Source organism: Rhodanobacter sp. AS-Z3, assembly GCF_029224025.1.
GTDB lineage: Bacteria > Pseudomonadota > Gammaproteobacteria > Xanthomonadales > Rhodanobacteraceae > Rhodanobacter.
In genome coordinates, this window is sequence record NZ_CP119392.1 from 296,666 (window position 1) to 309,517 (window position 12,852).

The following is a 12,852-nucleotide window of genomic DNA, read 5'->3' on the forward strand; positions in this document are numbered from 1 at the left end:
CTCCTCTCGTTTCTCACTCTTCGCTCTTGCTACTCATTTCTGCTTCACCGGTCGCTGCCAGCCCTCAAATGTCTGCTGCTTGCCACGCGCCACGGTCAGTTCGCCGTCCGGCGCGTCACGGGTAATCACCGATCCGGCACCGATGGTGGCTTGCGCACCGATGGTGACGGGTGCGACCAGGGAGCTGTTCGAGCCAATGAAGGCGCCATCACCGATCCGCGTGAGGTGCTTGTTCACGCCATCGTAATTGCAGGTGATGGTGCCAGCGCCGATGTTCACGCCACTGCCCACTTCGGTATCACCGAGATAGGTCAGGTGATTGGCCTTGCTGCCCCGGCCGAGATGGGTCTTCTTGGTCTCAACGAAATTGCCCACGTGGACGCCCGCTTCGAGCTCGGTGCCGGGACGCAGCCGCGCAAACGGGCCAATCGTGCACGGCCCATGGGTAACCACGCCCTCCAGGTCACAATGCGATTGCACCACTGTCCCAGCCGCCAGCTGCACGTTCTTCAGGCGGGTGAACGCGCCCACGCGCACGTCATCGCCCAGCACCACCGTGCCTTCCAGGATCACGTTGATATCCAGTTCCACGTCGCAGCCGGCGGTGACCGCGCCACGCACGTCGATCCGTGATGGATCGGCCAGCCGCACGCCATCGGCCAGCAGTGCCTGCGCTGCGCGTTGGCGGTAAGCCGCCTCCAACTCGCAGAGTTGCAGCGGATTGTTGGCACCGGCCGCCTCGATCGGATCGGCGCATTCGACACTCAACGCAGGTGCATTCTCGTCTGCTGCCATGCGGAAGATATCGGTGAGGTAGTACTCGCCTTGCGCGTTGTTGCGATCCAGCCGGGCGATCCAGCTGCGCAAGGACTTGGCGGCGGTGACCAGGATGCCGGTATTGACCAGATTCACCGCGCGCTGCACGTCGTCGGCGTCCTTTTCCTCGACTACCGAACGCACATGGCCGTTGCCGTCGCAGAGCACCCGGCCGTAACCGCGCGGCGCATCCAGGCGCATGGTCAGCAGGCTGAAGCCGCCTTCGGTGCCCACCAGTTGCTGCAACGTCTCGACCCGGGTCAGCGGCACGTCACCGTAGAGCACCAGCACGCGCGCATCGTCTGGCACGTTGGCCAGCGCCTGTTCCACCGCGTGGCCGGTACCCAGACGCTCAGCCTGCAATACCCAACGCAGATCAGTCTGCTCGGCAAACGCCGCCTGCACCTGGTCGCCACAATGGCCATAGACAATGTGCAGCGCGGCCGGCTGCAGTGCGCGTGCAGCGGCAATCACGTGCGCCAGCAGCGAGCGGCCCGCCAGCGGCATCAATACCTTCGGGCGATGGGATTTCATCCGCGTCCCGGCACCGGCGGCGAGGATGACGACGTGCAGCGGAGCTGGATTCATGGGTGTCGACCCTGACGTGTTTCAATCAAAAAGCATAGCAGCCGGCTCGGCCTTGGCGCAGGCCAATCAGCCTCAGGACTTTGCCGCCGCAGCGGAAACCGTGGATTTCCCGGCGTGGCATTCGAAGCGAAATACATAGGTCAGGCTGAACGGCCGAGTCTCGCTATCCACGACATGCGTATTGCCGTCGGCATCGGCGGCCCAATGGTTGATCTGCAGTGGACTGAATTGCCATTGCAGCGCGGCTGCGCGCACGGCGCTGATGAAGCCCTGTCGGGCAGGGTCGGCTTGCGCCTCGTCAGCAATCCGCACGTCGGAGACCGCACCCTTTACGTCCACGACCAGCAAGGCCGATATCTCCGCAGGTGGCGGACAGCTGGCCAACTGGGCGGGCGGATACACCGGGCTGACGCGCTGGAACGGCGTGGCACCGCTGGAGACTTCACCCAGCGCCAGCTGATAACGCGCGGTACCGGGCGGCACTTCCATGCGCCAGGATGCATCGCCGATGGCAGGCGGTGGGGGTTGGGGCCGGCTGGTGGCGCAACCGCCAAGACTCAGCAGGATCGCCGCACTGGCGTATCGCAACACTGGCCCCGATCTACGCATCGCACTTTCCCTGTCGTCGACATGCGTTCATCGTGCCGACACAAGAACGCCGGCACAAGGCCGGCGTTGAATGACTGGGACACACAGCGGCGGTTCGTTCGAAGAGGCCGCAGCAAGACCGCGCAGACCGCTGCAAACGAACGCGCGTCAGCTACTCAGTGCTTGAGGTTCTTGCGCAGACGCTCCAGCGCCTGCAGCTGGGTCATTGCCTGCGCCAGCTTGAGCTGGGCTTCGGCAATATCCATCGCATCGGTACGATTGGCCAGCGCGTCCTCGGCTTCCTTCTTGGCCGCCTGCGCGGCAGCTTCGTCGAGATCGGAGGCGCGCGCAGCGGTATCCGCCAGCACGGTGATCACCTGCGGCTGCACTTCCAGAATGCCGCCGGATACCCAGAACTGCTGACGCTCGCCACCGTCCAGCAGCACGTCGACGTGACCGGGCTTGAGACGGGTGATCAGCGGTGCGTGGCGCGGCGTGATGCCGAGCTCACCGAGTTCGCCGGTGGCAACCACCATCGTGGCGTCGCCGGAGAAGATTTCGGCTTCGGCGCTGACAATGTCGACGCGAATGGTTTGAGTCATGGGGCTTGTCTCGCTTTGCTCGACGGGAATCCCGCAAGGGGACTACCTTGCGGTCGCAGGGAACAGGTAACAGGGAATCAAGAGCCGGGGAGCCGAAGCAACGCTGCTTTTGTACCCTGTTCCCCGCTCCCGCTTCTATGAATCAGGCCGCCTTCTTGGCGCCCATCTCCTCGGCCTTCTTGATCGCTTCATCGATCGTGCCGACCATGTAGAACGCCTGCTCCGGCAGATGGTCAACGTCGCCGTCAACGATCATCTTGAAGCCGCGGATGGTTTCGGCCAGCGACACATACTTGCCCGGCGAGCCGGTGAACACTTCAGCCACGTGGAACGGCTGCGAGAAGAAGCGCTCGCACTTGCGGGCGCGCGACACTGCCTGCTTGTCTTCCTCGCTCAGCTCGTCCATGCCGAGAATCGCGATGATGTCCTTCAGTTCCTTGTAGCGCTGGAGCGTGCCTTGCACGCGACGGGCCACGCCGTAATGCTCTTCGCCGATCACCAGCGGATCAAGCTGACGGCTGGTCGAAGCCAGCGGGTCCACCGCCGGGTAGATACCCAGGCTGGCGATATCGCGGGACAGCGCCACGGTGGAGTCCAGATGCACGAAGGTGGTCGCCGGCGACGGATCGGTGTAGTCATCGGCGGGCACGTAGACGGCCTGGATCGAGGTGATCGAGCCAGTCTTGGTCGAGGTGATGCGCTCCTGCAGCACGCCCATTTCCTCGGCCAGCGTCGGCTGGTAACCCACGGCGGACGGCATACGCCCCAGCAGCGCGGACACTTCGGTGCCGGCCAGCGTGTAACGGTAGATGTTGTCGACGAACAGCAGCACGTCCTTGCCCTTGCCGGTCTCGTCCTTCTCGTCGCGGAAGTACTCGGCCATGGTCAGGCCGGTCAGCGCCACGCGCAGACGGTTGCCCGGCGGCTCGTTCATCTGGCCGTAAACCATCGCGACCTTGTCCAGCACGTTGGAGTCTTTCATCTCGTGGTAGAAGTCGTTGCCCTCGCGGGTACGCTCGCCCACGCCGGCAAACACGGACAGACCCGCGTGCGCCTTGGCGATGTTGTTGATCAGCTCCATCATGTTGACGGTCTTGCCGACGCCGGCGCCGCCGAACAGGCCGACCTTGCCGCCCTTGGCGAACGGGCAGATCAAATCGATGACCTTGATGCCGGTTTCCAGCAGGTCATTCGCGGCAGCCTGCTCGTCGTAGCTGGGCGCCTCGCGATGGATGACCCACTGCTCCTTCTCGCCGATCGGGCCGGCTTCGTCGATCGGACGGCCCAGCACGTCCATGATGCGACCGAGCGTCTCCTTGCCGACCGGGACCTTGATGCCTTCGCCGGTGTTGCGCGCCTGCAGGCCGCGCTTCAGGCCTTCGGTGGAACCGAGCGCGATGGTGCGCACGATGCCGTCGCCGAGCTGCTGCTGAACTTCCAGCGTGATCTCGGTGCCGTCGATTTTCAGTGCGTCATACACCTGCGGCACCTGGTCACGCGGAAATTCCACGTCGACGACTGCGCCGATGATCTGAACAACTTTGCCCTGGCTCATGCTGATAGCTCCGGATGAATCTCTAAGGTTTATTGCGGCGCCGCTTCGCGTCGCCAAGAATTTTTCAAGAACCGCCGCGGTCAAACCGCTGCGGCGCCACCTACAATTTCGGAAATTTCCTGGGTGATCGCGGCCTGACGCGCCTTGTTGTAAACCAGCGTCAATTCACCGATCACCTTGTTCGCGTTGTCGGACGCGCTCTTCATCGCCACCATCCGGGCAGCATGCTCACTGGCAAGGTTCTCCAGCGCGGCCTGGTACACCACCGACTCGATGTAACGACCCAGCACGTGCTCCAGCACGGTCTGCGCATCGGGTTCGTAGATGTAGTCCCAATCGTGGCTCGACTCCAGCTTCACACCGGCATAAGCCGATTCGCCAGCCGCCTGATGCGCTTCCATTTCCGTCGCCACCAGCGGCAGCGGCAGCAGCGCGTCGATGGTCGGCTTCTGCGTCATGGTGTTGACGAAGTCGTTGTACGCCAGAAACACGCGATCCAGACCGTTGGACGTATAGGCGTCCATCATCACCTTGATCACGCCAACCAGCTGCTCCAGCTTGGGCTTCTCGCCCAGGTGCGTGACGCTGCCGATCAGGTTGACGCCCTTGAGGCGACGGAAGAACGCCACCGCCTTCTGACCCACCGCCACCACATCGACCTGCACACCCTTGTTCTGCCATTCGAGAATGGCCGGCAGCAGACGACGGAACAGGTTGGAATTGAGGCCGCCGCACAGACCACGATCGGTCGACACCACGATGAAACCGACTCGCGCCACGTTGTCGCGCTGAGTCAGAAACGGATGGCTGAAATCGGTACTGGCCTGGGCGACGTGCGCGATCACTTTACGCATCGAACGGGCATACGGACGCGAGGCCTTCATCAGGTCCTGCGCACGACGGATCTTGGCGGCAGAGACCATTTCGAGCGCGCGCGTCACCTTGCGCATGTTCTGCGTGCTCTTGATCTTGGTTTTGATTTCGCGTCCGCTGGCCATCTAGTCTCGCTCGCTTTGCTCACTTCGGGGAACGGGGAACGGGAAACGGGGAACGGAAAGATCAGGTGCGGAACGGGCTTGCTGTTGTTCCCAGTCCCTGTTCCCCGTTCCCGGCTTCACCAGCTACCGGTTTTCTTGTACTCGTCCAGCGAAGCCTTGAAGGTGGCTTCGATGTCCTTGTCCCAGTTGCCGGTGTCGACGATGGTCTTCATCAGGTCGGCGTGGTTCTGGTGCATGAACGCGTGCAGGCCCTTCTCGAACGCCAGCACCTTGTTCACCGGCAGGTCGTCGAGGTAACCCTTTTCAGCGGCGTACACCGACAGCGCAAGCTCGGCGATCGACAGCGGCGCGTACTGGCCCTGCTTCATCAACTCGACCACGCGCTGACCACGATCCAGCTGGGCGCGGGTGGCCGGGTCCAGATCCGAGGCGAACTGCGCGAACGCAGCGAGCTCGCGGTACTGCGCCAGTGCCAGCTTCACACCGCCGGACAGCTTCTTCACGATTTTGGTCTGCGCGGCGCCGCCGACGCGGGACACCGAGACACCGGCGTTCACCGCCGGACGGATACCGGCGTTGAACAGATCGGTTTCCAGGAAGATCTGGCCATCGGTGATCGAGATCACGTTGGTCGGCACGAACGCCGAAACGTCGCCGCCCTGGGTCTCGATGATCGGCAGCGCGGTCAGCGAACCGGTCTTGCCCTTCACTTCACCGTTGGTGAACTTCTCGACATATTCCTCGGACACGCGCGATGCGCGCTCGAGCAGACGGCTGTGGAGATAGAACACGTCGCCCGGATACGCTTCGCGGCCCGGCGGACGCTTCAGCAGCAGCGAGATCTGACGATATGCCACGGCCTGCTTGGAAAGATCGTCATACACGATCAGCGCGTCTTCGCCACGATCGCGGAAGAACTCGCCCATCGCGCAACCCGAATACGGGGCGACGTACTGCAGCGCGGCCGACTCGGAAGCCGAGGCCACCACCACGATGGTGTGCGCCAGCGCGCCGTGCGCTTCCAGCTTGCGCACCACGTTGGCTACCGACGAACGCTTCTGGCCGATGGCGACGTAGATGCACTTAACGCCCGAATCCTTCTGCGCGATGATCGCGTCGATCGCCAGCGCGGTCTTGCCGGTCTGGCGGTCGCCGATGATCAGCTCGCGCTGGCCACGACCGACCGGAATCATCGCATCGACCGACTTGTAGCCGGTCTGCAACGGCTGGTCGACCGACTTGCGCCAGATCACGCCCGGCGCGACCTTCTCGACTTCGGCCGTCAGCTTGGCGTTGAGCGGACCCTTGCCATCGATCGGGTTGCCCAGCGCGTCGACGACGCGACCAAGCAACTCGGGGCCGACCGGCACTTCGAGGATGCGGCCGGTGGTCTTGGCGGTGTCGCCTTCGCGCAGATGCTGGTATTCACCCAGCACCACCGCGCCGACCGAGTCGCGCTCCAGGTTCAGCGCCAGTGCAAACGAGTTGCCCGGCAGCTCGATCATTTCGCCCTGCATCACATCGGCCAGGCCGTGGATGCGCACGATGCCGTCGGACACGCTGATGATCGTGCCCTCGTTACGCGCTTCCGCGCCGAGCTTGAACTGCTCGATGCGGCTCTTGATCAGTTCGCTGATCTCGGACGGATTCAAAGTGGTGCTGGACATGGTCATCGATCCCGAAATTAAAGTCTTTTTCAAGAGTCCGACCATGGATGGTCGGGTTTTGCTCTTCGCGAAACGGACTTCGCGTGAAACCAAATTGTCCGGCCCGGATGGCCGGTCTTGCTCTTCGCGAGATGGACCTCGCGTCTAACTAATCTGTCCGGCCATGGATGGCCGGTTTTTGCTCTTCGCGAAATGGACTTCGCGTAAATCTTTAGTGGCTGAGGGCGCCGGCCAGCTGCGCGAGACGTCCGCGCGCCGAACCGTCGATCACTTCCGTGCCGGTATCAATCACCACGCCGGCCAGCAGCGAGGCATCGACCGTGGTTTCCAGTTCGATCTCACGCTTGAAACGGCGCTTCAACGAAGCCTTCAACTGCTCGGACTGCGCCGGATCCAGAGTCATCGCGCTGGTCACCTTGACCAGCAGCTGCGACTCGGATTCGCGCTTGAGCATTTCGAACAACTCCGCCACTTCCGGCAACAGAGCCAGACGACGCTGCTCGGCCATCTCGGTCAGGAACTGGCCGAATGGCGCATCGACGGTCACACCGGCCGGCAGATGCAAGGCCACCAGCTGAGCGGGCAGCACCCGCGGGTCGTTACCGAGACCGGCGACGAGCGCATCGCCTGCCACCGCCGCCGCAAACGCCAGCGACTGCGACCACGAAGCCAGCGTACCGGCCGCATGCGCCACTTCAAACGCGGCGCGGGCGTACGGACGGGCGAGAGTGATTGCCTGTGCCATGGATCAGAGACCTGCGGCGAGCTGGTCGAGCAAGGCCTTGTGCGTCGAGGCATCTACCTCGCGCTGCACGATCTTGCTGGCACCCTGCACGGCCAGCGCACTCACCTGCTCGCGCAGCTGGTCACGAGCACGCTGCGCCATCGAGGCGATATCGTCCTGCGCCGCAGCCTTCAGCCGGTTGATCTCGCTGACCGCTTCGCCACGGGCCTTGTCGATGATCTGATTGGCCTGTTGCTGAGCCTTGTCGATGATCTCCGAAGCCTGCAGGCGAGCCTGCTTGATTTCGCCAGCCACCTTTACGTCCGCGCTCTTCAGCTCGGCATGGGCGCGCTCGGCGGCATTCAGGCCTTCGGCGATCTTGACCTGGCGGTCTTCAATGGCCTTGTTGATGTGCGGCCAGATGAAGTGGACGCTGAACCAGATCAGGATGGCGAACGAAATCATTTCGCCAATCAGAGTGCCGTTGGGAAGCATCGCTGCGTTACCTGTAAATGCGGAACAAGACAAACGCGGGTACAAAAGACCCGCGCCAGATACGCGATGACGCCTTTGCGGACGCCATCGCGAAGTTGTTTCTTACTGACCCTTGCCAGCAGCCGTCAGCACGGCGCCCAGCAGCGGGTTGGCCACGGCGAAGTACATCGCCAGCGCCACACCGATCAGGAACGCGGCGTCGATCAGACCGGCCAGCAGGAACATGCGGCCCTGCAGCAGCGGCACCAGCTCCGGCTGACGCGCAGCGGCTTCAAGAAACTTGGAACCCATGATGCCGATACCGATACAGGCGCCGAGCGCACCAAAACCGATGATCAGGCCGAGCGCGATGGCGGTGAAGCCCTGGATTTGTGCAAACTGGACGAGATGTTCCACGGTAGTCTCCTGAGAAATTCAAACTGGAATAGATAAAACGGTTGCAACAGGTGATTCGAGTACGCCGATCAGTGGTGCTCGTGCGCCATCGAGATGTACACAATCGTCAGCACCATGAAGATGAATGCCTGGATCGAGATGATCAGGATGTGGAAGATGCCCCACACCGTGTAGCCGATGATGCCCATGCCGTACAACGCCCAGCCAGCCGCGCCGGCACCGGCGCTGAACAGGCCGGCGATCAGCATGAACACCAGCTCGCCTGCATACATGTTGCCGAACAGTCGCATCGCCAGGCTGACCGGCTTGGACAGCAACTCAACCAGATTCAGCGCGAAATTGGGAATCCAGAGCAGTGGATGCTTGCCGAAAGGGGCGGTGAACATCTCGCTCATGTAGCCGCTGAAGCCCTTCGCCTTGAAGCTGTAGAAAATGATCAACACGAACACGGTGATCGACATCGCGAACGTCATGCTGGTATCCGCGGTGGGTACAGCACGAAAGTGCTCGACGCCAAACATTTCGGTGATCCACGGAATCAGATCGACAGGCAACAGATCCATCGCGTTCATCAGGAATACCCAGACAAACACGGTCAGCGCCAGCGGACCCAACACGCGGCGATCGCCGTGGAACACGTCTTTGACCTGGCCATCGACGAATTCGAGGATGATCTCGACAAACGCCTGCCCCTTGCCTGGCACGCCGGCCGTGGCCTTGCGCGCCTTCAACCAGAACCACGCGCAGAACAACACGCCCAGCGCCAGCGACACGGTCATCGAGTCGATATGTACCGCCCAGAACCCACCCTCGCTGGCATGCGGGGTCAGGTGCGTGAGATGGTGCTGAATGTAGTCGGTAAGACCGCCAGTCGGCTCGCTTGCCATGGATCAACCCTTGAATCTGAACGCCAGCAGATAAACCGCGTAAGCCGCCGCCAACCCCGTAATGGCGGCCAGCGGTGGCAACTTGAGTTGGAACAGGATCACGACCAAGCCCCCGACGATCACGATCCATTTCAGGAGCACGCCCGTCAGCAACCGGCCAAACGCCTGGCCCGCGCCTGTCACGCCGCTGAAGAATCGCGCCGACATCAGCGCGGTACCCAGCGCCACCATCGTCGCGCCCGCAGCAGCCGAAACCGCTTCACGCGGCCCCAGTGCGAGAAACACGAGACCTACCAGCAACGCCACCAGCAACTGCAGCAGAACAATGCGCAGCGCGATGCGTCGACCAGAGGCAAGACTGTTAAGCAACGTAGCTTCTCCGCGCGGCCTGCACCAGGCGGCACCGAAACAGCTGCGGGCCACTATCCAATCCGTAAAAGTATAGCAGTTGCAAAGTTGCGGGGACAAGCCGCAAAAGCTGCGACATCGTGTCCAGGGAGACACTTAACGTATTGAAATGTGAGCCGGTCCGGTGCGAGACCACTATTTCTTTCGACGCCATATACAAGCAGGGCCGAACACGAAGTCCGGCCCTGCTCACGTCACGTGAAACGCAACGATGCCGCTTGATTACTTGGCGGCAGCCTTCTTGGCGGCCACCGGCGTGGCAACCGCGTCATTGGCAGCCTGACGCTGTTCCTGCACGAGCGCATTCAGCGACTCGGTGGTCTTCTGGGTCACCGCAATCACTTCCTGCGACACGGCCACAGCACGCTCGGCGTTCTCGCGGCTCAGGCTGCTGCCCTTCTCCCACAAGGTACGCAGACCGTCCATGTCACGGGTTTCCATCGCGTCGGCGACGAACTGGGCGGAGATCCTGGACTGCTCCTCGAGCGCCTTGAGCTGCAGCTCGGCGACCGTCTCCAGACCCTTCAAGGCCAGCGACTGCGCCTTGAACGCGCTATCGGAGAACTGCTTGGTGAAAGCGAAAAGCTGGTTGTTGAATTGCTGAGTCATGGCTTTGTCCTCGTTGAGGATGGGGTAGTGGCAGGAACTTTACCAAGAACTTTGCTGCAGTGCAATATATATTTTGATCGGCAGGCAAGCCATTGCGGAAATATTCATCAAAAACTATCGCTTGCCGCTGCGACAGGGCGAATTGCGCCGCGTCAAAGAGCCTCGAGCCAAGGGGTAGATCGCCGCCCGGCCGCGCTAGTTGCCGCGCCTTCCGCGGCACCGCGCACTGCCGGGCCAGCGCAGCTCCAGCCACGGCGGGCCCGCGGTGCACCGGCCGCCTCAGTGGCCGGCAAACGCTCGGCCCAGGAAATCCGGCACCTTGGCAGCACTTTGCCGGTTGATCGCCTCAAGCAGACTCGGCGCAATCGCCTGGCAGCGGTAACGACGCTGCATGGATTCCCCGATATGCAACAACAAGCGGGTAGACACTTCGGCATCGGCCTCGGCTCGGTGAGCCGCACCGCGATAGCTGATGTTCAAGGCGTGCGCCAACTCACCCAATTTGTAGCTACCCCGCCCCGGCAACATTCGGCGCGCCAGTTTCAGCGAGCAGATCAAACCACGATGACGCGGCGACAAACCCAGTCGCTCGCTCTCGGCCAGCAAGAACCTGGCATCGAAGCCGGCGTTGTGCGCCGCCAGCGCATCGTCACCGATAAAATCCAGCAACTGGGGCAACACTTGAGCGACGGCCGGCGCGCCATCGATCATCCGCTGCGAGATGCCTGTCAACGCGGTGATGAAGGAGGGAATGCGCACACCACAATTGACCAGCGTCACATAGCGCTCGGCCACCACCCCGCCGACAATCCGCAACGCTGCCACTTCAGTGATGCGATCGCCCGCCACCGGGCTGAGGCCGGTGGTCTCGAAGTCGAGCATCACAATCGGTTGGTCGAACAAGGCAGACCCCTGAGGGTGCGGCGGACAAGACGTCGCAAAGGTGCGGCGATACGACGAAGCAGCTCAGCCGGCGCAATCCACCACGCCGCTTCCTACGCTCCGCGGTAGCGACAGCCCGACGTGCAGGTTTCATGCACCACCACTTCAGACAGCAGTGGCAGCGCCGGCTTCAGCCGATCCCAGATCCACACCGCCAATCGCTCGCTGGTGGGATTTTCCAGCCCGTCAATGTCATTGAGGTAGTGATGGTCCAGCTGATCGTAGATCGGCTGAAACACTGCCTTTACATCGCCGAAATCCATCACCCAACCCGACTCCGCACCGATATCGCCAGTCAGATGCAGCTCGACCCGGAACGAATGCCCATGCAGGCGCGCGCACTTGTGGCCTTCCGGCACGTTCGGCAGCCGATGGGCGGCTTCCAGAGTAAATATCTTGAATATCTGCATGACGACATTCTACCGGATGCACCGGGTTGGCCGGCATCATCGCACTGGCGCGAGCGAGACATGGCTCGCCAGCACTGACTGTCCTCATCGCGAACAACTCACGCGATCACGCTACGGCGTAGTAATCCTTGTACCAGCGCACGAAATTCGCCACGCCCACCTCGACCGGTACCCGCGGGTTGTAACCCACCGCCGCCGCCAGCGAGGACGTGTCCGCTTCCGTGTCAGGCACATCACCCGCCTGCAGGGGCAACAACTCCATCTGCGCCTTGCGGCCGAGGCATTGCTCCAGTATCTCGATGTAGCGCAACAGCTCCACCGGTTCTTCATTGCCGATATTGAAGATGCGGTAAGGCGCCGCGCTTGAGGCTGGATCGGGCGCCATGCCATTCCAGGCAGGATTGCCGGCAGGAACGTCATCCAGCGCACGGATAACTCCCTCCACGATGTCGTCGACGTAGGTGAAGCTGCGTCGGTGATGACCGTGGTTGAAGACCTTGATGGGCTCGCCGGCAAGAATCGCCTTGGTGAACAGGAACAAGGCCATGTCCGGCCGGCCCCACGGGCCATACACCGTAAAGAAGCGCAACCCGGTGCACGGCAGGCCGTAAAGATGCGCATAACTATGCGCCATCATTTCATTTGCTTTCTTGGACGCCGCATACAGGGTAAGCGGATGCTCGGTGGGTTGATGCTCGGAAAAAGGCATCTGCGTATCGGCGCCATACACCGAGCTGGTGGACGCATACACCAGATGTTCGACGTCATGGTGACGGCAGCCTTCGAGCACATGCAGGAAGCCGGTGACATTGGTCGACACATAGATATGCGGATTCTCCGCCGCATAGCGAACCCCGGCCTGCGCGGCCAGGTTGATCACCCGCTGCGGCCGATGCTGCGCAAATACCGACTCGATGGCCGCGCGATCGGACAGGTCCGCCGATACATGCGTATAGCTTGGATGTTCGGCGAATCGCGCCAGGCGCGCCTTCTTCAGATGGACGTCGTAGTAGTCGCTGAGATTATCGATGCCGATCACCTCGTCGCCACGCTCGAGCAAGCGCAGCGCGACGTGTGAGCCGATGAAGCCGGCAGTACCAGTAACGAGAATCTTCATTGCAGGGCGACCCGATAGCAGTTCAATCTTTCCATGATACGCAGTAGCAC

Annotated in this window: 15 protein-coding genes; all 15 read right to left on the minus strand. The window is 62.1% G+C overall.

What is annotated here, in order from left to right:
* Positions 1-33: 33 nt before the first annotated feature.
* The 15 genes from glmU to PY254_RS01365 all read right to left on the minus strand — a co-directional run bounded on the left by glmU (position 34) and on the right by PY254_RS01365 (position 12,802).
* Positions 34-1,404, minus strand: coding sequence for a bifunctional UDP-N-acetylglucosamine diphosphorylase/glucosamine-1-phosphate N-acetyltransferase GlmU (gene glmU / locus PY254_RS01295; RefSeq protein ID WP_281013682.1), 1,371 nt, complete (start codon positions 1,402-1,404; stop codon positions 34-36).
* Between the two features lie 72 nt (positions 1,405-1,476).
* Positions 1,477-2,013: a hypothetical protein gene (locus PY254_RS01300; protein WP_281013683.1), complete on the minus strand. Its 537-nt coding sequence runs from the start codon at positions 2,011-2,013 to the stop codon at positions 1,477-1,479.
* A gap of 155 nt (positions 2,014-2,168) precedes the next feature.
* Positions 2,169-2,594 (minus strand): F0F1 ATP synthase subunit epsilon, encoded by a 426-nt coding sequence (locus PY254_RS01305; RefSeq protein ID WP_281013684.1) that lies wholly within the window; start codon positions 2,592-2,594, stop codon positions 2,169-2,171.
* A 142-nt stretch (positions 2,595-2,736) separates the two neighbouring features.
* Positions 2,737-4,149, minus strand: a complete 1,413-nt coding sequence (gene atpD, locus PY254_RS01310) for a F0F1 ATP synthase subunit beta (RefSeq protein ID WP_281013685.1) — start codon at positions 4,147-4,149, stop codon at positions 2,737-2,739.
* 80 nt (positions 4,150-4,229) lie between these two features.
* The gene (gene atpG, locus PY254_RS01315) at positions 4,230-5,147 is read right to left on the minus strand and encodes a F0F1 ATP synthase subunit gamma (RefSeq protein WP_281013686.1); all 918 of its coding nucleotides are present in this window, start codon (positions 5,145-5,147) and stop codon (positions 4,230-4,232) included.
* Between the two features lie 116 nt (positions 5,148-5,263).
* The gene (gene atpA / locus PY254_RS01320; protein WP_281013687.1) at positions 5,264-6,814 is read right to left on the minus strand and encodes a F0F1 ATP synthase subunit alpha; all 1,551 of its coding nucleotides are present in this window, start codon (positions 6,812-6,814) and stop codon (positions 5,264-5,266) included.
* 211 nt (positions 6,815-7,025) lie between these two features.
* On the minus strand, positions 7,026-7,559 hold the full coding sequence (locus PY254_RS01325) for a F0F1 ATP synthase subunit delta (protein WP_281013688.1): 534 nt from the start codon (positions 7,557-7,559) through the stop codon (positions 7,026-7,028).
* A 3-nt stretch (positions 7,560-7,562) separates the two neighbouring features.
* Positions 7,563-8,033: a F0F1 ATP synthase subunit B gene (locus PY254_RS01330; protein ID WP_281013689.1), complete on the minus strand. Its 471-nt coding sequence runs from the start codon at positions 8,031-8,033 to the stop codon at positions 7,563-7,565.
* A gap of 102 nt (positions 8,034-8,135) precedes the next feature.
* Positions 8,136-8,429 carry a F0F1 ATP synthase subunit C gene (atpE, locus tag PY254_RS01335; protein WP_281013690.1) on the minus strand — a complete coding sequence of 98 codons (294 nt, stop codon included), beginning with the start codon at positions 8,427-8,429 and terminating at the stop codon, positions 8,136-8,138.
* A 68-nt stretch (positions 8,430-8,497) separates the two neighbouring features.
* On the minus strand, positions 8,498-9,316 hold the full coding sequence (atpB, locus tag PY254_RS01340) for a F0F1 ATP synthase subunit A (protein ID WP_281013691.1): 819 nt from the start codon (positions 9,314-9,316) through the stop codon (positions 8,498-8,500).
* Between the two features lie 3 nt (positions 9,317-9,319).
* The gene (locus PY254_RS01345; RefSeq protein ID WP_281013692.1) at positions 9,320-9,685 is read right to left on the minus strand and encodes a hypothetical protein; all 366 of its coding nucleotides are present in this window, start codon (positions 9,683-9,685) and stop codon (positions 9,320-9,322) included.
* A gap of 261 nt (positions 9,686-9,946) precedes the next feature.
* A complete protein-coding gene (locus tag PY254_RS01350) occupies positions 9,947-10,333 on the minus strand; it encodes a phasin family protein (RefSeq protein ID WP_281013693.1) in 387 nt (128 codons plus the stop codon).
* Between the two features lie 279 nt (positions 10,334-10,612).
* Positions 10,613-11,236: a 3'-5' exonuclease gene (locus tag PY254_RS01355; protein WP_281013694.1), complete on the minus strand. Its 624-nt coding sequence runs from the start codon at positions 11,234-11,236 to the stop codon at positions 10,613-10,615.
* 92 nt (positions 11,237-11,328) lie between these two features.
* Positions 11,329-11,685: a 6-carboxytetrahydropterin synthase QueD gene (queD, locus tag PY254_RS01360; RefSeq protein WP_281013695.1), complete on the minus strand. Its 357-nt coding sequence runs from the start codon at positions 11,683-11,685 to the stop codon at positions 11,329-11,331.
* Between the two features lie 106 nt (positions 11,686-11,791).
* Complete coding sequence (locus tag PY254_RS01365) at positions 11,792-12,802, minus strand: NAD-dependent epimerase (RefSeq protein WP_281013696.1); 1,011 nt, start codon at positions 12,800-12,802, stop codon at positions 11,792-11,794.
* Positions 12,803-12,852: the final 50 nt, after the last annotated feature.

Bases quoted from the DNA above. Each gene is read 5' to 3' on its own strand.
- glmU (WP_281013682.1), bottom strand. From the start codon at position 1,404: ATGAATCCAGCTCCGCTGCACGTCGTCATCCTCGCCGCCGGTGCCGGG.
- PY254_RS01300 (WP_281013683.1), bottom strand. From the start codon at position 2,013: ATGCGTAGATCGGGGCCAGTGTTGCGATACGCCAGTGCGGCGATCCTG.
- PY254_RS01305 (WP_281013684.1), bottom strand. From the start codon at position 2,594: ATGACTCAAACCATTCGCGTCGACATTGTCAGCGCCGAAGCCGAAATC.
- atpD (WP_281013685.1), bottom strand. From the start codon at position 4,149: ATGAGCCAGGGCAAAGTTGTTCAGATCATCGGCGCAGTCGTCGACGTG.
- atpG (WP_281013686.1), bottom strand. From the start codon at position 5,147: ATGGCCAGCGGACGCGAAATCAAAACCAAGATCAAGAGCACGCAGAAC.
- atpA (WP_281013687.1), bottom strand. From the start codon at position 6,814: ATGTCCAGCACCACTTTGAATCCGTCCGAGATCAGCGAACTGATCAAG.
- PY254_RS01325 (WP_281013688.1), bottom strand. From the start codon at position 7,559: ATGGCACAGGCAATCACTCTCGCCCGTCCGTACGCCCGCGCCGCGTTT.
- PY254_RS01330 (WP_281013689.1), bottom strand. From the start codon at position 8,033: ATGCTTCCCAACGGCACTCTGATTGGCGAAATGATTTCGTTCGCCATC.
- atpB (WP_281013691.1), bottom strand. From the start codon at position 9,316: ATGGCAAGCGAGCCGACTGGCGGTCTTACCGACTACATTCAGCACCAT.
- PY254_RS01350 (WP_281013693.1), bottom strand. From the start codon at position 10,333: ATGACTCAGCAATTCAACAACCAGCTTTTCGCTTTCACCAAGCAGTTC.
- queD (WP_281013695.1), bottom strand. From the start codon at position 11,685: ATGCAGATATTCAAGATATTTACTCTGGAAGCCGCCCATCGGCTGCCG.
- PY254_RS01365 (WP_281013696.1), bottom strand. From the start codon at position 12,802: ATGAAGATTCTCGTTACTGGTACTGCCGGCTTCATCGGCTCACACGTC.